Raw genomic sequence first — 20,949 nt, 5'->3', positions numbered from 1 at the left:
CTTCCACTTCTATCTCTTTTACCCTCATAATAATTTGCTTGCCTTTACAGCTCAACTAAACAAAACCGTTTTTCTTCTACCCATCGTCTTCGAGTGGTTTATTTAATTTCTCCAACTGTTCTCGCACAGCAGCACTGAAGTTTGCATCGACCAAAACGATCAACGTATCTCCCACACTGATCAATGTATCTCCATTTGGAATAACAGTTTTTTCACCCCGCCTAACTCCGATCAGCAAGGTATTATCCGGCCATTTGATGTCTCTGACCTGCTGTCCGACAAATCGGCTATCATCGAAAACCGGCAATTCAACTTGATCATTTTTTCCACTAATGACCACCAATTTTTGTTCAATAGTCATCCGATCTAACAAAGATTCATAAATTGGTGCCCCACCCAAAAGATCTACTACAATATAAGCAACCAGTGAAGTTAAGGCTAAGGGAACTAAGTGTTGCAGGGAACCTACCATTTCAGTAACCAACAAGATAGCTGTAAAAGGGGCCTTCCCGATCCCAGCAAAATAGCCAGCCATCGCAAACACTAACATATCAACTAAATACGTAGCGGGTAATAAATTGAGTTTCAAAACAACTGCGCCGTATAACATTCCTATCACAGCACCCAAAGTTAAAATCGGTAAAAAGATCCCGCCTGGAAGTCCAGAACCATATGAGACCATTGAAAAAGCAAAACGCAAAATAAGCAGCAGGAGTAACGTACTGATCACCGGAGATGTTTTGGCCATTTGAATAATAATGAAATTTCCACCACCCAAACCTTCAGTGAAAAAGTATCCTACAGGAAGCAACAAAATCAAAGCGATCAGGCCATGATATGCACGCGGTACTCTGCCAAATAACCTATGGTACCAGACAGAACTTTGTAATAATATCCGTTGATAAAAATAACCTAATAAACCTAAAACAATACCTAAAAATAACAAATGCCAGTAATATTTAAGCGGTAAACCAGGGACGGCACCAACGTGTAAAATAGTTTCTAGCCCAAACACGTTCATTGAAACGACGTCCGCGGTGATCGAGGCAGAAAGGGCCCCCATCCATACTAAAGGTGAAAAGTTATGGTAAACTTCTTCTAAGATAAACAAGGTCCCGGCGATCGGTGCATTGAAGGCCGCTGACAACCCAGCAGCTGCTCCGCTGGCGATCAAGACACGTTGTCCTCTCTTTGAATTTTCTGTAAATTCAGCTACACCTTGCCCAACCGCACCACCGAGCTGGATCGATGGCCCTTCTCGACCTAAGAACAAGCCTGGTCCGATAGCTAAGACCCCAGCAACAAACTTGCGCCATAGGATCGACCACCATTTGAACTGAAATTTCCCAGCCAACTGCCCCTCGATCTCAGGGATCCCAGAGCCAGAAATATGCGGTTGTTGAGTTACTAATTTACCGATCAGCAAACCGACCAAAATCAAAACAACGGCCAGCACAAAAAGAAAGACAGGTCGTTGTTGTGTTAGCTGAAAAGCAGCTTTCCATAATTCTAACAATTTTTCTATTAGCCAGCGAAATGACCCGACAACGACCCCTGACAAGACACCAATCAAAACACCTTTTAAAATATACGTCAGGTGTGCCGAGTTGATTTTTATTTTGCGATTACCTATATTCATTAGAACCTCCACTAAATCCACGCTAATTACTACTTACTTATAAATCGATGAGATTACCCTACACATTATAGACCCGTCTATATTCAATGACAAACTGGCCACTGTTGGCTAAATCTTTGAAAATTTTCTTGGGAAACGTGTGCTATAATGAAAATCGTTGAAAATATAAACTGGAACAGCGCAAATAAATGCAATTTTTTCTGAAACAGCCGCTGCCAAATACAATTTTCTAAAATTTATTACTATTGGTCATTTTACATGTAGTGGGGGGAGCAACATGTCAGAAAATAGTAATGTTATAAAACATACTATTCATCTAAACAATAAAAATCATATGGATATACCTTGGGCCAAGGCATTCGGTGACCAAGAAGAAATACCTGCGGTGAAGTCATCTCTATCCGACAAATCTACCATAGTTGGGCGTGTCGGGATCATTTTACTTTCCTGTGGTACTGGAGCTTGGCGCGTTCGAGATTCAATGAATACGATCGCACGTATTCTCGGAATAACTTGTTCTGCCGACATCGGTCTAGTCACGATCGAATATACGTGCTTTGATGAGCATCACAGTACCACTCATTCTCTTTCATTACCGTCAAGTGGTGTGAATACTGACAAACTGGCAGAAATGGAAAACTTTGTTACCGCATTTGAAAAATAAGGAGCCTTTTTCAGTATCAAAGAGGCTCATCAGACTCTTGATAAAATTATGGGTAAAAAGCCTAATTATAAGCCGCTGATCCAGGGACTAGCAGCGGCTTTGGCTTGCAGTGCCTTCGTCTTTCTTTTAGGTGGTGGGCCGATCGAAATGCTTTGTTCCTTTTTTGGTGCGGGGCTAGGAAATTGGTTGCGTGCAACGATGAACAGTAAGCACATGACACTTTTTGCAGGGTTAGCAGCTGGTGTGGCTGTCGCTTGCCTCACTTATTTAGTTGTCTCACGTGGCTTAGAGTTAGCCTTTAACATTGACGTTGGCCATGAAGCTGGTTATATCGGTTCGATGCTTTTTGCGATCCCAGGCTTTCCATTTATTACCAGTGGGTTGGACATTGCCAAATCAGACATGCGTTCGGGGATCGAACGTGTTGTCCATGCTGTTACGATTATTTTAGTAGCAACCTTAGTCGGTTGGATAGTAGCACTAGCAAGTGATTTAACACCTGACAAATTTATACCTTTAAATTTAAGTCCACTAATTCTAATGCTCCTGCGCTTGCCAGCCAGTTTTTGTGGTGTTTTCGGTTTTTCTATTATGTTCAATAGCCCTAAAAAGATGGCCGCTACGGCCGGTGTGATCGGGGCGATCGCCAACACTTTAAGACTGGAATTAGTTGATCTAACAGCCATGCCTCCAGCTGCTGCTGCATTCTTAGGCGCACTAACAGCCGGCTTACTAGCATCATTTGTTCATAAAAAAGTGAATTATCCAAGGATCTCACTGACTGTCCCTTCGATCGTTATCATGGTCCCTGGCCTCTACATGTATCGTGCAATGTACTATGTCGGTATAGGTACCATCGCAAGTGGAGCACAATGGTTCATTAACGCAGCAATGATAGTATTGTTCCTACCGTTAGGATTGATAGTCGCCCGAATCATCATGGATCCTGACTGGAGATATTCTGGATAAAATAAAAAGCAATGGTCTTCTCCTTCAAGAAGTGGAAGATCATTGTTTTTGTATATGCATCATTATTGGTTCAACGTCTTTCTAAAACCCCTTTATAAAAAGTTGATGGAGACATTGAGCTATTTACCTTATTGGTTCAACGTCTTTCTAAAACCGGAAGTATCGCTCACTATAAAGGTGGTTCGCTATTTACCTTATTGGTTCAACGTCTTTCTAAAACTTATGGCTATTACAGCAAAAAAAGTACAAGGCTATTTACCTTATTGGTTCAACGTCTTTCTAAAACAGGTCGGTGTCTGGACGACCAAGGATGACAGCTATTTACCTTATTGGTTCAACGTCTTTCTAAAACCAACGAGAACGAGCGACCGACCGAGAAGGTGCTATTTACCTTATTGGTTCAACGTCTTTCTAAAACTTTTCCCGAAAGGTTTTGTCTATCAGCAACGCTATTTACCTTATTGGTTCAACGTCTTTCTAAAACAAGAATCCGGCATAAATAGACGTGGTTTTCGCTATTTACCTTATTGGTTCAACGTCTTTCTAAAACAGTGCCATAACATCATGCTTTTCGTCACGGGCTATTTACCTTATTGGTTCAACGTCTTTCTAAAACCGTCTATTTCTAATTTAGGTTTCATAAATACGAAAAGCCAAATCAATAAGGAGCTAATACCAATCGACGAAATCCTTGTCAACATAGTAAAAATTACAATTTGAATAAAAACTTTCTTGACTCATATCTGTGAATTCGATGAGAAGGATTGGCTGGATCACGTCTTGTAGAAATCCTGACAATTCTCCAAATTGTTCAGCTGTCATATAATGAGCTACATTACTGATCGCTAAACAAGATTTTAATTCACACATCTCATGGATCTTGATGACTGTTCTTATTATATCATATGGATCATTTAAAGTACGTTGATTCAAGTGTGCATCTGTAAATCTCATTGCTTTTTTCAAATCAAAGTCATATGTAACTTTAACAGGAAGGTCAGCTAAATCTAAACTTTCTTGAATTGCATTATCTAAATTTGTAGTAGCTTCATGAATTCTATTTCGCTGTTGATCTGGCATCGATGCAAACAACTTTTTCAGAATTACAGGCATATATTTCTTATTAATATCTGGTTGGATCATTATATCTCCCAACCAGTCAAATGACTTATTGATTTCTATAACGTTCAAATCATCATCAAAGGTTTTAAGTAATTCATTTTGACCTTTAAGACCTAAAATTAAATCCCTATAGACCACTTGGTTATTTGTAGCGAGTACAGTAATCTTTCCATCTTCAATTTCAAAGGGCTTGTGTGTAGAATATGAAAGTCTCATAAAATCACCGTCCGATCAGATGAATTTCTCACGTCGTCAACTGGCTTTCCTACCAAAAAATGCATATCATTATACTGCTTTTCAGTCAGTACCAAAGATTGGACCAGTCCATTTTCCGGCAAAAAGTTTTTCACCCTACGTTCCATAAACATAGCAGACTTTTTATTAACACATACGCGAACATAAACAGAGTACTGAACCATCACAAAACCTTCGTTGATCAATGCTTTTCTAAATTGGCGGTATGCCTTACGTTGTTTGCTTGTTTCAACAGGTAGATCAAACATTATCATTAATCGCATAACTTGGTACCTCATTAGTAAATCCCACCTCTATATCCAATTTTGATCCGCTATCATTCAAGAAATTTAGACAATTTCGCACGTATTCAGAAATAGCATTCTTTAACAGCATTTTTTTGCCATTGAAAATAATTTCTAGGCTAAGTAATTCAACTAAACCATATTTCACGTCCGGAGTTAGTTCATAAAATTTCTGACCTGCTACCCAATAATCTATTACTGGCCTAAAAGGTTCCCTTAAATCTGAACTTAAATTAAACGAATTTTCACCACTATGATGGTGAATTCCAAGATATGTTAAATAACCGTTTTGAACAACTTCTTGATTAACAGTTGAAAGCAAGATCGAGTACCCATAATTTAATGCAGCATTAACAGGCGAATTGTTCCGCCTCACAAAATCAGTCTCAAAAAGTAGTGGAAAATATTTTCTAGCGACTGTAGCTTCCCTATTAGAAAAATCATTTATTTCAATTTTTTCTAGTTCTTCATTGATCTCATCAACATTTTTACCATATGACACCAAAACTTTGATTTGGTTCTGAATCTTCGCAAAAACAATTTTTGTCCAAAGTGTCTCTTTTTGCTAAACTGACCAATTCACTTGCTGTTCTAGCAACTCTGCATCGCGAGTATTAGGATAATAACCAATAGTTTCGCAAATTGGTTCATGCATATCATCCGAAAAAATAACCTTGACTTCATCTTTCGCCAAATGACTGATCAACGATGACGTGATCACTGCCTGTGTAGTGTTTATCAACAAAAGATTGATATCTTCAATTGGGATCTGATTTATCCCGTCTCTTGTTTGTACCGTCATCATTCTTGAAGAATACGATAGCTTTGCATGTTGAGTAATAATAACTGATCTCCATCCCATAAAAACACCCCTTGATTTTTTGTTAACGCTATTATATAATTACCTCTGTTGGGTAGCTCCCAACGATTTACCTTATTGGTTTGACGTCTTGTTTTAAAATCAAGCAAAGCATTTATTGCTGAGTTTACATTTTTGATCCGTTTATTAACGGGCAATACATATAAAAAGGAATCATTCTTATCGAAGAGTGATTCCTTTTTTTGATATCTTTATAAATCTTTGAGTGCCACTCTTCGTTCAAAAATACCAGTAGGAGACTGGTAACATAAAACTGTATTCTTAGAAAGCGATATTCCTCCAGCAAACTGAAGCATTCCAAATGGTGTAGAAAAACCAATATTTTTTAAATTTCCAAAAGAAGCATTAGCATGTAGCCCATTCATTATTTCATTTATAGCTTCTCTTTTCCCACCTTCCTTTAACTTACTTCCATCAAAAACATTGTCTACTGGTAAACCAATAAATTGTCTTTTACCATCACGTAATCTTTGTCGAAACATATTTTTATCGTATAATGAAAAATACTGATCAACCTGCTTCAATATTTCATCATAAACGGCATCTAAATCAGCCGAGTTATAATTATTTTGGTCAAAGAATTTTTTATCTAATGTCTTGATAGCATTTTCTGATAACACTAATTGTTTAGCATTGTACTTATAAGTCGAACTACCAAGCATAAATTTTTGGTCTCCGTCGATTATCAGCTGTCTATATGCAACCTTAGGCAAAACAATCTCAAAGTTCTCAACTTGATAAATTATTTCACCGGTTTTTCTGTCCACCCTCTTTTTAGTAAACTTAGGTTTCAGAACATCATAAAGAACATCATTATAAACGTCCTGGCTCTTACCATGAGCTGATTCCAATTGAACAATTGCCCGCTGAGGAACACCGACAACTTTATATTGATTTTTCTTTTCTAATTTTACTATTGCCATATAAGCATCATTGTTATTAGAATATCCACCATAAATCGAAGTTGGCTTATCGTTCTTAATTGGGATCAATTTACTTTTAGCATCATCAGCGGCAGGAAAAACTGTTTGTTTAAACATTGCTCCTTGTCTAGTCGTTACCTCATGTGAAACAAGCATATACTTAAAATTATATATCTTCTTAAAATATGCAACATCTTTATCACGACTCCACAATAATTCACCATTATCATTAATGTATTTTGGTGCCTTATCATTCTCAATATCATGCAAAAAGTTGAATTGTTTTAACTGCACATCATCGATTTTCTTAAAATGTCCGTAAGTAAAATATGACCGTAGTTTTGGGTAACGACGATAGAGATAGTTACCAATAAATGTTGTCAAATAGGCATCTAAAGCATGATGATAATCATTCACATTCCTATTTTTGATTAAATTAAAATCCTTACGTAATTGAGAGTTCATTTTAGCTCGAACTTCAATAATTTCTGTTTTACCCTGATACTTTTCATTTAAAATCTCTGCTACTAGACGTATCACTTGGCTTGTTTCCACTAGCTGGCGCTTGATAAATCCACGTGCCTTATATTTATCGACCGATTCTGGATCAGTCATTAAGTTGTTCAATTTACGTTGAGAAATAAGCCCATGTTCCGCCAAATTTTTCCATTTATTTTGAACTTCAGTTTTAATTCGTACGGAAGCATACATACTTAAAGGAACATTATCTGACTTACCATTATTTACCGCTGAGCTAACCAATACCCTGTTATCTATTGAATCATCTTTAATGAAAGCCTGAGGCAAGATATGATCGATTTGATAATTTCCAATTTCATCAATATTTATCTTTTTACCTGTATACATATCTATTCCAAGCTGAGTAAAATATAGAAAATATTTATCCGTTAGTGTCTGTTTATTGTCCGTGAAATTTTGCAAGTTATCTTGCATTCCTTTGTCTACAATTTCTCTTGCATCTTTATAATAAATTTCTTCCAATTGACGTTGTCTTGCCACCGAGCGACGAGGGTTCTTATCTGGAGAACGAGTAAATTCAATAGAGATTTTTTGAGGTGCGGTTCCCATCGCACACTGAATATCATTGACAACTTTAATAACTTGTCGGATCGCTTTTTTATTTTGTGGTGATGTATAAGCATCTTCAAGAATATCTTCAACATTATTTCGTTCGAGATGCTTACTGTTTTCAGCTTGTATCTCTTTGCTAAAATCTTCCTCAGATTGTATTTGCATAAAGTTTTTCTGTGTATTCCATAGCTGATCCATGATCGAATAACCATTCTCATCAAAAATACCAGTCAACAATTTAGCAGATAGTCTCCCCCACCCTTGATACCTTTTATTTTTCAACGCATTTTTTTGCTCGTCGTTTAACCAAGAAATTTCTTTTAACTTAACTTCATAAATATGTCTGTCTTCAAAAATAGTGGACCATTCAATAATTCGTTCAAAATCTTTTTGTTTCTGAGGATCATCAACGGCATCTTGAAAAATATTCTTGAAATCAATATAAGTTGATAAACTTGAACTAAATTTATTATCATCCGAAAGCCCAGTAATTTTTGGTGCATGCTGATATCTTCCATCTGTTAAAAAGTAGTTCTGTACCTTCTTAATATTGACCGTCTTATATTTTTCAAAAACTTGCTGATAAATATTTTGTTTATCATGTTTTGTCAATTTATTGCCATTTACCCGAATCATATTCAACTCGTTTAGTACTTTATATTTTTGATAGATCAAACTTTCTGCAGGTAAAACATCTTCAGCGATCAGATAGCTATCCTTTGTAGTCATCCTACGAATAAACTGATTAGCCGAAGCCATTTTGTCGACTTTTTGGTCAAAATTCCATGGCGTGACCTGTCCTGGTTCTTTTCGAACCATCCAAGCAAAATCTTTACCTGAAGTTTTCTTTTGGTCTTCTGCGGTGATCAAAGGCCCTACATAATATGGTATCTTAAATGTGATCAACTCATCTAATTTGTATTTAGCAATGAATCGACGTTTTGGGTCAGGATTAAGTTCACTCAAAAACGGATAATACTTTGCTTGATTTTCTATGATCTTATCCAATTCTTGTTGGTGCAACTGATGCGGGATCACCCCGTTGGCTGACGTTCGCTGTTTGGGCATAAAAGTCTCGGTGTTAATTTGCTCTTTTATCTCATTAGAAAAATCTGATGCTTCCAAATTTTTAGTAACCTTAGAATAAAAATCACTTTGTATGCTTTTCTTCTTAGCACCTACACCGTGCACATATTCTTCGTATGCTTCATGAAGTTGCCGTGCTTTTTTAGGATCTTTAGTCACTTTGATTTGTTGTTTTAACAACACAAGGTGCTTTTTATGAAGATCATACTTATCGATCATTGACTCTGAAATCATTTGTTCATCTGGCACGATCCCATTCAAAGTAATTTGTGAATACCACTGATGAATTATTCTTAAAACATTCTGTCTTGGCCCGTCCACCTGGCTCATCAAATTCTCGACCTCTTCATCAGAATTTTCATCGTCCATTTTAAAAGACCAATCAGAATCATTTGCATCTTCACCTAAAATAACGCTAAATTTAGCTTTGTTGCCTAAAATAGCTTTACAAAATTCAGTTGCGATTTTTTTATTAAATTTATCTGCTTCTTTTTCTCCATGCTTTTTAGGCAACATTTTTATAACTTGCTTCTGACGATCCATTCTGGTGATCGTATTATCAAGTAATAACTCGCTAATTTCTTGAATTTTTGTCGTCTCTATTTCAAATTTTGATTCAGAATGAATTTGTAGAAAGTATTCATTTAAATCAAATGCGTCCTTTTTAAAATCAACTGCCTCTTGTGTAAAAGAGCTAATAGGAGTACTAACTAAAAAATTACCCCGGTATTTTACTATATGATGAATAGCTAGATATATTTCTCGAATATCAAATTTCTTGTCTTCGGTCATCAAAGCTTTTCTCAAATGATAAATTGTCGGATATCGATCATAAAAAGCCGCATCTGTCTTGTCAGGAAACAATATTGATCCACTAAATTTATTATTTTTATCTTTTGGTGAAATATTTGAATTTTTTAATCTAGCTAGAAAGTACGGGTCTATTTCAGCTATGTATGGAGCGAATATTCCTTCTAATAAACTCAAACGCCATTTGCGCCGCCTAAGTCTTCTTCTAGTAGTGCGAAATTGTCGTCTTTCTGCTGCAGTATTCCCTTCTTCAAACAATCTAACACCAATGTAATTTTTGCCCTTGACTCTCGCCAATTTATTAAACTCATCAGTAACTGCAAAACCAATTGACGATGTGCCAATATCCAATCCAACGTTGTATTTATCGATTGTCAATGATTCGTCCCCCTTTAAATTTATAAGCAACATTTAAGCTTTAATTATAGTATAGCGCTTACAGCCCACACTTTAAAGAATTATTTCATCAAAGCCTTATGCGTATAAGTATATATTATATTATTCATGGTAATTTAATTTTGTGATAAAAAGAGCTCATACAAACCATCGTCTATATCAGCTCATTATAATTCTATTTATATCACCGGATACCCGCCACTCAGCGAAAATCCTAACACTCCAACTACCAACACCATCAAAATGACCATCCACATTATATTCTTAGTAAGCCCGCCTTTAGTTTTCTTACCAAAGGCCATTTCGACCAGTCCAATTACAAGCACAGCAACCACTATCTTAATAACTGTCAGGATAGGTTTCTCGTTCCAGGCATAACTTGTCATAAAAATTCCGCTTACGATTAGGACTAAGTAACAAACTCGTGCGATCATCGCCCAAATTTTTGTCTTTTGGGCTGGACCGGCCAATCCAATAATTACTGAGACTAACAAAATAATTCCAAATACCAAATGTAACCAAGACATTCGTATGCATCTCCCTTTAAAAAGTAAAATTCACTGATTATTATACTATGTCTTGCAAACCTTTATGTGCTCATTTATGATACGGACTCCCAGAATTGATCATATAAGCCCGATAGACCTGTTCTGACAACACTAGTCTCATTAATTGATGCGGCAACGTTAACTTGCCAAAGGAGATCTGTGCATCTGAGCGTTTCATTACTTTTGGACTCAAACCTAAAGAGCCCCCAATGACAAAAGTGATATCACTATGTCCATAGGTAGCCAGTGAATCGATCTCTTTAGCGAACTGCTCAGAAGTTCGTTCCTTTCCTTCGATCGCTAATGCAAAAACATATTCACGATCTTTGACTTTGGCTAGTATTCGCTCTCCCTCGCGTTCTTTCACGTCTTCCATTTCTGCTTGGCTTAGTTTTTCAGGTGCTTTTTCATCAGCAACCTCGATAATTTGGAATTTACAGAACTTGCCCAACCGTTTGGCATATTCTGCGATCCCTTGTTTCAAATATTTTTCTTTTAACTTACCCACACCTATTATCTTAATATTCACACTAAATCACATCCTAATAACAATTTATCCACCGAGTTATCCACAGTATCCACAGGGTTAATCACAACATCTTGGTACGAACTTATTTTCGTCACTATATTTATTGTTTTCAATTTTTCGTAGTTATCCACAGTTATCAACAATAAATAACAGATTGTAATTTTTAAAAATAAATCGTTTTAGATCCCATTTACCGCTCTTAAAACGCTTTATAAAAAATTAAAGAACTCAACTTATCAACAGCCGTCCCCAGGGGTGTGGATAACCTGTGAACACAATTTTTCATATTTTTCGTGGAACGTCCTCTTTAATCTTTACATTTTTTTGCTTTAATTTCAAAAGTTATTAACAGGTATAATAGCTAAATTGTTGATAACCCAAGAAAATATACCGAATACATTTATATTGGTCCTATTTGTCGTTTTGAAAACAAACATCCATTTGGCATTATCAAAGACTGACAGCAAAAGAAAAGCTCGTTTTATGCGGCTTACATAAAACGAGCTTGATATTTAAGTTAACTAAATTAATCGTAAACAACCGGTCAGACAGCTAATGCCAGCGATCTTTTGATGCGGCTCAACCAATGTTATCTTTCGTTCGACGCTGTTGATGTATTCGAATCATTGGCCTCTAAGGTCAACTTCACATTAGCTGTTTTTTCCTCGCCCTCATGATAATACTTAACTTTGACCGTATCGCCGATCTTGTGTTCATACAATGCTTCACGCAAGCTGACGATATCCTTGACTTTCTTATCGCCCAAACCTGTGATCACATCATATTTTTTAAGACCTGCTTTTCGCAACGGTGAATCTGAATTAACTTTCATAACAACGATCCCACTTGTCACGCTATCTGGAAGTTTCAACGTCTTCTCTCGGTCCGAAGCTGAAATATAGTCTAGATCTAATAGCGAGATCCCTAGAGCTGGTCGACTGACCTTTCCATTAGCAGCTAATTGGTTAACGATCTCAACTACTTCATTACTTGGAATAGCAAAACCCATTCCCTCAACCGTAGCTTCTGATGAACCAGCACTGGATAATTTCATGGAATTGATCCCGATAACTTGGCCGCCAATATTAATCAATGGACCACCTGAGTTCCCGGGGTTGATCGCAGCATCAGTTTGGATAACTGTAGCCTGTCCTGTCGCAACGCCGGAGCTATTTGTCACATCGATCGTCCGCTTCTTAGCCGATATAATACCTTGAGTCAGGGACGTAGCGTAATCTGAGCCTAATGGTGAACCAATAGCCAAAGCTGTTTCACCCACATTGATTTTGTCAGAATTTCCAAATGAAGCAACTTGATCAACATATTTGGCGTTGATCTTCAAAACAGCCAAATCACTTACTGAATCATGGCCGACAACAGTTGCATTTAGTTTATGACCATCGCTCATTAAAATTTCAACTCTATTTGCATCTGAAATAACATGGTTATTTGTCACTACATAAGCTGTATTGCCAGACTTTTTATAGATCACACCGGAACCCTCACTAGCTTGTTCCGATCCAGATTTGGAAGATGAATCATCATCACCGGACTGCCCATACATACCAGCGATCGAACTTGATGTATCATCTTTAGAATAAGCTTCTACAGATACCACAGCTCCTTTGATTTTTTTAAAGGCTGCTTCAGCATCAGATGTGACCTTCAAGTTAACATTGCTTGTCTTAGTTTTAGCTTTAGAATTATCGGGACTGACTTTTTCATCTTGGTTATTTTGTAATACTGAATAACCACCGACTACTGCACCGCCACCGATGATCCCTGCGACTAAAGCAATCAAAATAACTTTCCAAAGTTTTGGACCACCCGAACCACCGGAATTATTTGAACCATTTGCTGGATCAGTTTCCTTGTGTTCTCCGTCAAATTGTCCTTTATTGTCCATGCCCAAACTCCTCTCTCATACCTTACTATCTTATAGTATAATTTATGAAACTGCTTTATTATAAAATATAAACCAAACGCGTGGTGCTAGTTCGTAATAATTCTATTTTCTGTAAAATCAAAAAAGCCTAAATTATAAATAAAGACGGTCAATTCAATTTTTAACCAAAAGCCTACCACTGACCGCGTGAGATTTTTTTCGATTCCATAATCTTCAACTAGGATCGAGAAACGGGATTCGATCGTGCGCCGGAGATCTTTCAAAGCCGGAACATTGTGCTGTTTGGCTCCTTTCATGTTTGAACGGTAAGGTGTCCAGAGCTCATAACCTAGCTCGCCAAAATCTTCTTGTAAGGGCTGTCCCACATAACCGACATCCGCTAAAACAAAGGGACACGGACAGCCTGCGATCAAAGTTGACGCCGCTTGGGTGTCATGTTTAGAGGCCTCGGTGACAGTGTAATTTAAGATATAACCGCTGAGCGAGGTCTCAAAATGAGTCTTAAACCCGTAAAAATACATGTCTTTGGTCGCATTGTAGCCTAGGTCAGCTATGCCGCGGAAAACCTTGGCCCGCTTATTTCTAACTTTTTGGCATAAAGGGTTAGGCAAACTATCAATGATCGCAAACTGTCCTGTTTGCGCATAGTCGCGAGTCAACCCCTGCCGCATGGCCATGACCACTGGGAGAAGACGTTGTGCTCGTCGGTTAAAACGGGAGCGCTCAATGTTCAATTGATGTGGGATGAAGGTCTGTGCCCAGGCAAAGAATTTACGCTGGGAGTGCATCTGTGTAATGACCTGTAAACACAGTAAGGCTAAGATCTGCACATCAGAAACACGAGACTTAGTGGTGTTACGGCGTTGCGAAATATAGCGCGGGCAGTATTTTTGATAAAGCTCAGCACAAAGAACTTTAAGTTGAGCTAAATTGACTTGTAAATTATGTCGTTTTTGTTTAAACTTTAAGTGGTCCAACAAGATCAGGTCTCCTTTGTTTAAGTCACTTAAGAGTCTAACCTTGTTGGGCTTTTTTTGTAAAATTTTGTACTAAATAGTTGAATGTTACGAACTAGCACCACGCGTATAAACCAATATTACCATAAAATTAACTTTCTTAAAAAGAAAATAAGTGACACAAAATGCCGTCCGCGACTTCGCTAATTTGCGAATAAAAAATAAGAGACAGAAAATCAAAATCGACTTCTACCTCTCATATCGTTTTAAATGATCGTTAAAGGAGTTGCCGCATTAGGTGAGGTATCAAGTAAAGCAAAATCATGATCTACTGCCAGATCATGGCCTTGCATGATAGTTTGCACAGTCATGTGTGCCAGCTCCTTCACATTATTTTCCTGACTAAGGTGCCCCAGATAGATTTTTTTAGTCCGATTGCCCAAAGCCGCCATCAAGCCATTAGCTCCGTCCTCGTTGGATAAATGTCCTGTATCACTTAGGATACGTTGCTTTAATGGCCACGGATAGCCACCCATTCGCAACATTTCAACATCGTGATTACATTCAAATAAATAACCGTCGGCATCGTTGATCGTACCCCGTACTCTATCAGAAACATAACCAGTATCCGTTATGATCGCAAAAGACCTATCATTATAGTGGACTTCATAAAATTGCGGGTCAGCGGCGTCATGCGACACGCTGAAACTTTCGACATCGAGACCGTCAAGCGCTTGAACTTTACCTGCTGATAAAATGTGTTTCTGTTCAACTGGTACTTTGCCGATCCGACCATCCATCGCATTCCAAGTGCCTTCATTTGCATACACATCCAAACCATAGCGGCGTGCTAGCACTCCAACACCTTTACTATGGTCAGTATGTTCATGTGTTACAAATAAACTATCTACATTTTTTAAAGTCCTGCCGATCGAATTCATCAACTCTTCTATTTTCTTGCCGGATAGACCAGCATCGATCAATATTTTATGTCCGGATGTTTCGACATATGTAGCATTACCTGTACTCCCACTCGCTAAAACACTGATCTTCAAGTTATCTTCATTTGCATCTTGAGACATTTTCAAATTATCCCTTTCTCGAAGTTTCCGTTTTCTATATTAACAGTTTATAGCGGTTTTTTCCATTGTTCGCTACCAAATTTAAACTGTAGCTTACTTGCTCCAACTCAGCCATAACAAAATATTAGCTAGGCATCCAAAAACGGCGAAACATTGTCCTAACTTGCGTTTCATGTATAATGAAACTATCAATAATTTGATACAGTAACATTTATGAAAGGGAGAAATGATTTGATCAATTCTATTTTGATTTTGGCTGGAGTCGGTCTTTTTGCCGGAGTTTTCGGTGCAGTTTTTGGGATCGGCGGAGGAATGATCGTCACACCGATCATGACCATCGCTCTTGGCCTCGATATAAAATATGCGATCGGTGCCAGCGTGATCTCGGTCATTGCTACTAGTTCCGGCGCTTCGATCGCCTATCTTAAGGATGACATGTTAAATCTACGCGTTGCCATGTTTCTTGAGATCGCCACGACTATTGGCGCGATCTTAGGCGCGATCTTAACAGGTGTTTTACCAGCTAAAGTCCTCTACGTTTTGTTTGGCATGTTGCTTATATTTTCATCATGGAACATGCTACATAAACTCCGAGCTAGTAAAGAAGAAGTCGAAGACACAACACCAGATAAACTTTCCGAAAAACTGGAGCTTAATAGTACCTACTATGATCAGGCGGTAAAAAAACAAGTCGACTACAAAGTCTCTAACGTTCCCGGCGGGTTTACGATGATGTTTGGTGCTGGTTTGGCAAGCGGACTTCTTGGAGTTGGTAGTGGTGCTTTCAAAGTGATCGCTATGGATACTATCATGAAAATGCCGCTTAAACCTTCAAGCGCCACCAGTAATTTAATGATGGGTGTAACAGCTGCCGCTAGTGCAACGGTCTATTTTTTCAATGGTTCTATCAAACCCGAGATCGCCGCTCCGTTGGCAATCGGGATCCTGATCGGAGCCACGGTCGGTTCTAGGATCATGCAACATCTACAGGCCAAATTATTACGTAAAATTTTTATTCCAGTGTTATTTTTAATCGGATTACAAATGTTTCTTAAAGGATTCGGGGTGAGTTTCGGATGACAGATGAAGAAAAAAAGAGACACCAGGAAATGGCAGATATCGAGCTAGTGATCGGCCACGTATTGCGGATCGGAGTTATCACTTCGGCAGCGGTGATCGTTTTAGGTTTAGCTTTGGCACTGTTCACTGGGGAAACCGGCTACCCAGCAGGAACTTTTCCCACCACTTTTTCCGCGATCTTCCAAGGCATAACCACCCTCAAGCCTTTTGCAGTAACGATGCTCGGATTATTCTTACTAATTTTGACCCCTGTTTTACGAGTTGTCGTTTCTATTTATGCTTTTGCCAAAGAAAACGACAAACTTTATGTTTGGATCACCATTTTAGTATTAGTGATCTTAGTTTTTGCAATGTGGATCGGATACTTAGGTAAATAATATAGCTTTTTAACTAAAAAACGGCGAGGAAGATATAATATCTTGCTCGTCGTTTTTTGTAGGTCATTTTCGTGCCTGATCAAAAAATCTTTTACTGACTTCTATCCGGGCCTCAGCCCAAAAATACATCTCCCCCTATTTAACAAATATTACCCCAAAACAAAAGCACTAGCCACCTTCCACATAATTCAAAGTGAAACAAAGGTTTGCTAGTGCCTACTAACGTTTTAATCCATCACAGCTCCATTAAATGCATTGATCCTTCTATAAACAGTCGTCCCGCCAGTTTTGACAGAAAAGTTCCATGTGGGAATGTAAACTGTACTACCATTGACACTGAGTAGTTTGGTATAGCCTAGGTGGCCCGACTTTACTTTCGAATTAGCTGGCAACTTGTTGTATTGATATAGCCAAACGAGTGCGCGCTTTTGACTGATCGTGTCCTTTTTTTCGCGCAAGATCTCTATGGTAGAAAGGTAAGTCTGTGAGTAACCAGTCACATATCCTTGAGAAACATTAAACTTTAACATGGCATTTTCAGAAGAAACTCTTTTGCCGTAAACCATTTGGGTATATACGATCTCCCTTTTGTTAGAAAAATCAGGGTCGTACCGATATTCATTTCCTTTTACTACCAGGGAATTATCGTTCATGATCTTATCAGTCGTTTTCTCAGGATGTTCACTATTTTTTATTTTGATCTTTTTATCCAAACTAACGCTTAATTTTCTGTCATGCTTAGAATACTCCGCCTTATTTTTGCCCAACTGATCGATCTTATCAGACAAATAGTTATCATTAGGACTAGCGATATAATAACCATCATTTTCCTTATTAGAAAGTTTAGCAGGATAAGTGATCTGATCGTCCTTTAAACTGCGTAAAACTGACGTCGTCATTCGCGGACCACCAGCATTTCTTTCTGTCTCAACACCACTTTGATTATAATAAGCACCGATCAAAAAAATATCCAAGGCGATAAAAGCAATTAAAAAGATCCATTCGATTCTTCTAAAATTCAAATCCTTCCCGCCTTTCAGTTAAGATACTTTTCCATCTAAAATGTCTTGATAGTCGACCCAACTTCCGTTATAAAGGACAAAATAAGTCGGGACTAAATCGATCACTTGTTTTGAAGAGCCGTTTACATCAGCGCGATAACCTATCCGGATATTCTTCAATTTTTGTTGAGGTATACCTTTTTCCACTAACTTGTCAAATACATCCTGTGTCGGCGGAAGTTCTGCCGAATTATGTTTAGCTGGCACTGGGATCTGTAAAGAATAAAGTGAAAAATCAGTACGCTCTCCACCGCTCCCAGCTAATTTAATATGATAAGTTCCATAGTTATTATCTGCTAAGACCGGATATGCATTGATATAAGTCCGATAGGTCACTTGATGATCGTTTTTATCATATTCATCATAGCGAACATCATCTAACAAACGGCCCGTCCCTTGAAGATTTTTATATGCATTGGTTAAGTCATTCGATAACGATGAATTCTGCGGCATGGTCTGAGAATAATTGGAATAACTCACTTCACCTGTATCATTCGCCACTGACAACCGTTGTCCCGAATTATCAAAATAAACAGTCTCTTTATCTTCTCTGCGTGAGTTGACCGAGGAGTTACTTGTTCCCAATAGTCGGGTCACAAAATTGCTTGCACTATCTTTGTTAGCTAAATAACTATATTGCTGGACCCTGACTTTCTCTGAATAAAAACTAACATATTTACCACTCATACGTTTTAATTCGATCGGTACCTGCTCAACATTCTGAGAGGACACCATCTTTCTTAAATTAGTAAATTTGCCTTTCTTCAATGTCAAACGAGTCTGCCTATGATCATTATCATTCAATAAATAGATACGCGGCCGTTTCGTAAGTTGGATCGCAATCCTGTCAAACTTTTGCCTTTGCAGTCCTTCAGGCAGATCCTTAAACAATTCTGACAGCTGTCTAGCCGTTACGTTGCTCGGAAAACCTAGTAAAACTGTCCGATCACTTTCCATCAGTTTTTCATACCTTTTAGCGGATAACTTTTTAACATTACCAAATGATCTAACATCCCATGTTTTCAAATCTTTTCGTATATCATCAACTAAGTCAAGTTTAGGGCTGGTCTGACGAAAGCTACGCCCATTTTCATTATATATAACGCTTGTCGGCTGATAAATATCGGCAACGTTGGATTTAGATACATCATCATTTGTGGCTTGCTTATTTTCTGTGCTTTGCTTCCTATTGGTTGTGTTCTGTAAATACGTTGGATTGATCCACAAAATTGCAGTCAGACAGACACTTACAATAACTGCAAAGGCTAATACATAGTGTAAGATACTATCCTTGATCTTCATTCCATAGATCCTCCTCTCCGTATTCTTCATATGGCAAAGTAATATAGAAAGTCGAGCCTTTGCCTTCAACAGACTCCACCCAGATCCTTCCGTTGTGCATTTCGATCACTTCACGAGAGATCGCCAAGCCCAAACCGGTGCCACCTTGCGCTCTAGAACGAGCTTTATCGACCCGGAAGAATCTGTCGAAAATCCGGCCAACGTCTTTTTGGGGAATTCCCAGTCCTTGATCTGTAATACTCAACAAAACGTGTTCATGTGTTTGGTCTAACCGACAAGTGATCACGCCGCCATCGGGAGAATACTTGATCGCATTATTCATAATGTTATCGATCACCTGAATAAACTTATCTGGATCGATCTCGACCCACAGATCACGTTGGGTAAATTCACGTGTAATATAATAATTCTTATCTTGTTCTTCATGCCCTTCATTTGATTCATTCTTGATCATCATGTCAAAACGATCCAAGATATAAGTGAACAACTCATTCAAATTAACTAATTCCAGATCAAGTTTGGCTGTCCCAGAATCCATCCTCGACAGGCTCAAAAGATCGTTGATCATTCGGATCATACGATCTGTTTCATCTTGAGTAACTTTCAAAAATGAAGGGGCAACTTCTGGATCCTTCCAGGCACCATCGTTTAAAGCCTCGATATATGAACGCAAACTGGTCAGTGGAGTCCTTAATTCATGGGAAACATTAGAAACGAATTGTTTGCGATCATGGTCGATCTTTTGCTGCTCAGTAATATCATGCAAAACACAAACCAAGCCTGAAATAAAGCCAGATTCACGCTGGATCAAAGAAAAATAAGCATTCAAAACCTGGTCACGTCCCTGATCTGACATGTCCAAATAAATAGTATCTTGATTTTCCAAAAGATCCCTTAATGTATAGTTATCGCGAATATTCAACACGTCCAAAATCGAAAGACCCTTGACTTGGTCAATAGAACTGACATTCAAAAATTCCGCAGCCATATCATTGATAATGGTAATATTCCCACGGCGATCTGTAGCCAAAACGCCATCGGACATGTGTGTGAGGACTAAATCCAACCGTCTTCGTTCCGACTCGGATTGTTCCCTTGATTCCTCGACACGAACTGACAAGTTGTTAACAGCCTGTGCGAGCTCACCAAGTTCGTCATCACCATAAACGTGTACATGGCCGGAATAATTCCCGTCGGCAATTTTAGCAGTCTGCTTTTTCATTTCATCGATCGGGCGCGTGATCGCACGCGATATCAAGACTGCTAAGCCCATCCCGATCACGGTCGCCACGATCGCTGCTGTGGCGAAAATCAGCGTGACACCGTCGATCGAATCATAAACTGACTCAAGATCAGCCCGTAAGTACACGGCTCCCACTAAAGTATTGTTACTTCCACCGGAACTAAATAACGGTGTGATAGACACATAATAATGCTTATTATCGGCTCGGTTAAAAGTTGTTTCACTAAACGACCGGCCCGAATATAAAACATGTTTGACTCGGCTATCTGTTGTTTTTTGCCCAACGATAGTGCGGTTATTAGTACTGGTCTCACCCCTGATATTTCCTTTAGCATCAACTACTTGCACATCTGAAATGTTCTGGTTATTGATTCCAGTCAAAGCCGAATTGATCTGACGGTCACCTTTTTCTGAATCCGTCATACTTAAACTTGAGATCAATGAATTATCCACGTAAGACGTCAATTCGACCCTCTGCTTAAAGGCCTTTAAGTTTTCACTTTTGAGTCGTTGCACAAAGACCGCTCCAACGATCTGAAATGCCAGCAACAGCAACAAAACGAAAACTAAAGCTATTTTAAAATGAATAGAACGAAAAATACGTAGTCTTTTCTTCAACTTTTTCCCCTCGTATTATTTGCCAACTTATAAAACATAAAACGCCGGCTGTATTTCTACTGCCAGCGCTCAACATTTACCTAAGTTTCACCCAGTCAATAACTGACCAGCTTACCGTATCCTCTAT

Annotated in this window: 14 protein-coding genes, 2 pseudogenes and 1 CRISPR repeat array; of the genes and pseudogenes, 3 read left to right on the top strand and 13 right to left on the bottom strand. The window is 38.3% G+C overall.

All coding sequences use genetic code 11. The features are described 5' to 3' along the window. Positions 1-76: 76 nt before the first annotated feature. Positions 77-1,639, bottom strand: a complete 1,563-nt coding sequence (locus AC3XNE_RS05200; protein ID WP_489833248.1) for a ClC family H(+)/Cl(-) exchange transporter — start codon at positions 1,637-1,639, stop codon at positions 77-79. Positions 1,640-1,916: 277 nt separating this feature from the next. On the opposite strand from AC3XNE_RS05200, the pseudogene AC3XNE_RS05195 reads away from it, so the two are divergent. Beyond that, positions 1,917-3,272, top strand: a pseudogene (locus AC3XNE_RS05195) (threonine/serine exporter family protein). 118 nt (positions 3,273-3,390) lie between these two features. Next, positions 3,391-3,888: direct repeats of the CRISPR family, unit length 36 nt; unit sequence GCTATTTACCTTATTGGTTCAACGTCTTTCTAAAAC. Positions 3,889-3,941: 53 nt separating this feature from the next. Here the strand turns inward: AC3XNE_RS05195 and csn2 are convergent. The 9 genes and pseudogenes from csn2 to AC3XNE_RS05150 all read right to left on the bottom strand — a co-directional run bounded on the left by csn2 (position 3,942) and on the right by AC3XNE_RS05150 (position 15,141). After that, positions 3,942-4,610, bottom strand: a complete 669-nt coding sequence (gene csn2, locus AC3XNE_RS05190) for a type II-A CRISPR-associated protein Csn2 (RefSeq protein ID WP_489833247.1) — start codon at positions 4,608-4,610, stop codon at positions 3,942-3,944. Beyond that, a complete protein-coding gene (gene cas2, locus AC3XNE_RS05185; protein WP_489833246.1) occupies positions 4,607-4,912 on the bottom strand; it encodes a CRISPR-associated endonuclease Cas2 in 306 nt (101 codons plus the stop codon). The genes csn2 and cas2 overlap by 4 nt, the downstream gene beginning before the upstream one ends. Then, a pseudogene (gene cas1, locus AC3XNE_RS05180) lies at positions 4,890-5,795 on the bottom strand (type II CRISPR-associated endonuclease Cas1). The gene cas2 and the pseudogene cas1 overlap by 23 nt, the downstream one beginning before the upstream one ends. A 209-nt stretch (positions 5,796-6,004) precedes the next feature. Then, a complete protein-coding gene (gene cas9, locus AC3XNE_RS05175; protein WP_489833245.1) occupies positions 6,005-10,102 on the bottom strand; it encodes a type II CRISPR RNA-guided endonuclease Cas9 in 4,098 nt (1,365 codons plus the stop codon). Between the two features lie 197 nt (positions 10,103-10,299). Continuing rightward, positions 10,300-10,647: a DUF1516 family protein gene (locus AC3XNE_RS05170; RefSeq protein ID WP_489833244.1), complete on the bottom strand. Its 348-nt coding sequence runs from the start codon at positions 10,645-10,647 to the stop codon at positions 10,300-10,302. A 70-nt stretch (positions 10,648-10,717) separates the two neighbouring features. Further along, a complete protein-coding gene (rlmH, locus tag AC3XNE_RS05165; RefSeq protein ID WP_489833243.1) occupies positions 10,718-11,197 on the bottom strand; it encodes a 23S rRNA (pseudouridine(1915)-N(3))-methyltransferase RlmH in 480 nt (159 codons plus the stop codon). A 589-nt stretch (positions 11,198-11,786) separates the two neighbouring features. Further along, positions 11,787-13,103 carry a S1C family serine protease gene (locus tag AC3XNE_RS05160; protein ID WP_489833242.1) on the bottom strand — a complete coding sequence of 439 codons (1,317 nt, stop codon included), beginning with the start codon at positions 13,101-13,103 and terminating at the stop codon, positions 11,787-11,789. A gap of 86 nt (positions 13,104-13,189) precedes the next feature. Further along, entirely contained in the window at positions 13,190-14,083 is an 894-nt protein-coding gene (locus AC3XNE_RS05155; RefSeq protein WP_489831357.1) for an IS982 family transposase, read from the bottom strand. Between the two features lie 242 nt (positions 14,084-14,325). Beyond that, positions 14,326-15,141: an MBL fold metallo-hydrolase gene (locus AC3XNE_RS05150; protein ID WP_489833240.1), complete on the bottom strand. Its 816-nt coding sequence runs from the start codon at positions 15,139-15,141 to the stop codon at positions 14,326-14,328. 231 nt (positions 15,142-15,372) lie between these two features. On the opposite strand from AC3XNE_RS05150, the gene AC3XNE_RS05145 reads away from it, so the two are divergent. Then, a complete protein-coding gene (locus AC3XNE_RS05145; protein WP_489833239.1) occupies positions 15,373-16,221 on the top strand; it encodes a sulfite exporter TauE/SafE family protein in 849 nt (282 codons plus the stop codon). Further along, positions 16,218-16,598 carry a DUF1634 domain-containing protein gene (locus tag AC3XNE_RS05140; protein ID WP_489833238.1) on the top strand — a complete coding sequence of 127 codons (381 nt, stop codon included), beginning with the start codon at positions 16,218-16,220 and terminating at the stop codon, positions 16,596-16,598. Before AC3XNE_RS05145 ends, AC3XNE_RS05140 begins: the two co-directional genes overlap by 4 nt. 227 nt (positions 16,599-16,825) lie before the next feature. On the opposite strand, the gene AC3XNE_RS05135 is transcribed toward AC3XNE_RS05140, so the two are convergent. Genes AC3XNE_RS05135 through walK form a run of 3 tightly spaced genes read right to left on the bottom strand, consistent with a single transcriptional unit; the run spans position 16,826 to position 20,822 of the window. Further along, complete coding sequence (locus AC3XNE_RS05135) at positions 16,826-17,620, bottom strand: two-component system regulatory protein YycI (protein ID WP_489833237.1); 795 nt, start codon at positions 17,618-17,620, stop codon at positions 16,826-16,828. A gap of 18 nt (positions 17,621-17,638) precedes the next feature. Continuing rightward, entirely contained in the window at positions 17,639-18,961 is a 1,323-nt protein-coding gene (locus AC3XNE_RS05130) for a YycH family regulatory protein (RefSeq protein ID WP_489833236.1), read from the bottom strand. Continuing rightward, positions 18,945-20,822 carry a cell wall metabolism sensor histidine kinase WalK gene (gene walK, locus AC3XNE_RS05125; RefSeq protein WP_489833235.1) on the bottom strand — a complete coding sequence of 626 codons (1,878 nt, stop codon included), beginning with the start codon at positions 20,820-20,822 and terminating at the stop codon, positions 18,945-18,947. The genes AC3XNE_RS05130 and walK overlap by 17 nt, the downstream gene beginning before the upstream one ends. Positions 20,823-20,949 lie beyond the last annotated feature (127 nt).

This window comes from Ligilactobacillus sp. JN-6 (Y).1 (assembly GCF_058111525.1).
Note: the sequence above shows the minus strand (reverse complement) of the source record. Positions and strands in the feature narration are given on the sequence as shown.